Below are 2,153 nucleotides of genomic sequence, written 5' to 3'. Positions count from 1 at the left end.
GTGCCAACCCGTGGAAGTACGGGAACCCACAGATGCTGCTGAATTTCGACGGGCTCAAGCAGTTGCTCTATGGGCCGATTGCCGGGCCGCCGCGCAACCCCGCTCAGGTCGGACAACAGGGATGAGGGGCTCGTTGCGTGCGACGGTGATCAAGTTCGCGGTCTTCGGGGTCGTGATGGTGGTGCTGACCGCTTTCCTGTTCTTCATCTTCGGCCAGTACCGCACCGGCGCGGTCACCGGTTATTCGGCGATCTTCAACGATGCCTCACGTCTGAAGGCCGGAGATTCGGTGCGGGTCGCCGGCATCCGGGTGGGCACCGTCAACGGCGTTTCGCTGCGTCCCGACAAGAAGGTTGTGGTGAAGTTCGACGCTGACCGCAACATCGTGCTCACCGAGGGCACCAGAGCTGCGGTTCGCTACCTCAACCTGGTCGGTGATCGTTATCTGGACCTCGGCGACGGCGCGGGGTCGACCAAGCGGCTGTCGGCCGGAGGGCAGATTCCGGTCGACCGCACCGCGCCGGCGCTCGATCTCGATTTGCTGCTCGGTGGGCTGAAACCCGTTATCCAGGGGTTCAATCCGCAAGACGTGAATGCGCTGACCGCATCGCTCATCCAGGTCTTTCAGGGCGAAGGCGGAAACTTGCAGTCGCTGTTTGCAAAAACGACGTCGTTCTCCAATGCCTTGGCCGACAACGACCAAACGGTCCAGCAGCTCATCGACAACCTCAACACGGTAGTTGGGACGCTTTCAAAGGACGGCGGCAAATTCTCTAACGCGATAGATCGTCTCGAGCGACTGGTCAGCGGATTGTCGGGGGACCGCGAAACCATTGGTGCGGCGATCGACTCGTTGAGCAATGGAACCACGTCACTCGCGGATCTGCTGACTAACACCCGGCGCCCGCTGGCCGGCACGGTGGAGCAGCTGAGTCGGGTGGCGCCACTGCTCGATCAGGACAAGGACCGAATCGACGCCGCAGTCCAGCTGATGCCGAAGAACTTCCGCAAGCTGATACGACTGGGCGTCATGGGTTCCACCATCGCGTACTACTTCTGCTCGCTAACGCTCCGGGGTACGGATTTGCAGGGCAGGACCGTAGTGGCCCCACTGTTCAAGTCTGAAGCGGGAAGGTGCAAGGAGCCCAATGCTTAAGTACCGCGGAGCTGCGTTGATCAAGGCCGGATTCATCGGCGCTGTCTTGATCGCGCTTGTCATCGTGGTTGGCTTGTCGCCCGACCGGCTGGTGTCGTTGGCGACGGCCGTTAGATACCAGGCGGTGTTTTCCGAAGCCGGCGGCCTTGCGCCGGGCAACGACGTGACGGTGTCCGGCATTAAGGTCGGTTCGGTGTCGAATGTCGCTCTTCGCCATGGCGATGCACTTGTGACGTTCACGCTGAAGGGAAACATCCCCCTCGGGTCAGACACCACTGCGCACGTCAGGACCGGTACGCTGCTCGGCGCGCGAATGCTGACCTTGGAGTCGGCCGGCAGCGGCATGATGCATCCGATGGACGTGATCCCGGTGTCGCGTACGTCGTCGCCGTACTCGCTGAACGACGCCGTCAGCGACCTCACCACCAACACCGCCGGGACCAGCACCCAATCGTTGAACCAGTCGCTGGACACCTTGTCCGCGACGCTCAACCAGATCGCGCCGCAACTGGGTCCGGCCTTTGACGGGCTGACCCGGCTGTCGCGAACTCTCAACGGCCGCAATCAATCACTGGGCCAGCTGCTCAAAAGTGCCGGCGATGTCACGGGGATCCTGTCCGAACGCAGCCAGCAAGTGAACAAGCTGATCCTCAACTCCGACGACCTGCTCCAAGTCCTGGTCGCCCGCCGGCAGGAAATCGTCGAGTTGCTGGCCAGCACGTCGATGGTGGCCCAGCAGTTGTCGGGATTGGTACATGACAACGAGAGCAAGTTGGCGCCGACGCTGGAGAAGCTGAATTCAGTGACCGCGATGTTGGAGAAGAACCGCGACAACATCTCGAAAGCGTTGCCGGGTGCCGCAAAATTTGCGATTACGCTGGGCGAGGCCGTTTCCAGCATGTTTTCCTACTCAGCGTTCATCCCGAACCTGTCTGTCCCCCAACTCTTCGGGCCGTTTATGGAATATCTGTGGGGATTCCGCACCTTCGACACAGCT

2 protein-coding genes and 1 pseudogene are annotated in these 2,153 nt (G+C 61.2%); all 3 read left to right on the top strand.

What is annotated here, in order from left to right; genetic code table 11:
• Positions 1 to 125: pseudogene (locus WAN71_RS27190) on the top strand (MCE-family protein); the annotation flags it as partial.
• Positions 122 to 1,156 (top strand): MCE family protein, encoded by a 1,035-nt coding sequence (locus WAN71_RS27185; protein ID WP_422228293.1) that lies wholly within the window; start codon positions 122 to 124, stop codon positions 1,154 to 1,156. The pseudogene WAN71_RS27190 and the gene WAN71_RS27185, both read left to right, overlap by 4 nt.
• On the top strand, positions 1,149 to 2,153 hold a 1,005-nt coding region (locus tag WAN71_RS27180), incomplete at its 3' end, for an MCE family protein (protein ID WP_422228292.1). The genes WAN71_RS27185 and WAN71_RS27180, both read left to right, overlap by 8 nt.

Source organism: Mycobacterium sp. (assembly GCF_049280035.1).
Lineage (GTDB): Bacteria > Actinomycetota > Actinomycetes > Mycobacteriales > Mycobacteriaceae > Mycobacterium.
The sequence above is the reverse complement of the archived record's forward strand: the minus strand, read 5'-3'. Positions and strand labels throughout refer to the sequence as shown.

What these genes read in the sequence shown, in the direction of transcription:
- WAN71_RS27185 (WP_422228293.1), top strand. Translation starts at nt 122, where the DNA reads ATGAGGGGCTCGTTGCGTGCGACGGTGATCAAGTTCGCGGTCTTCGGG.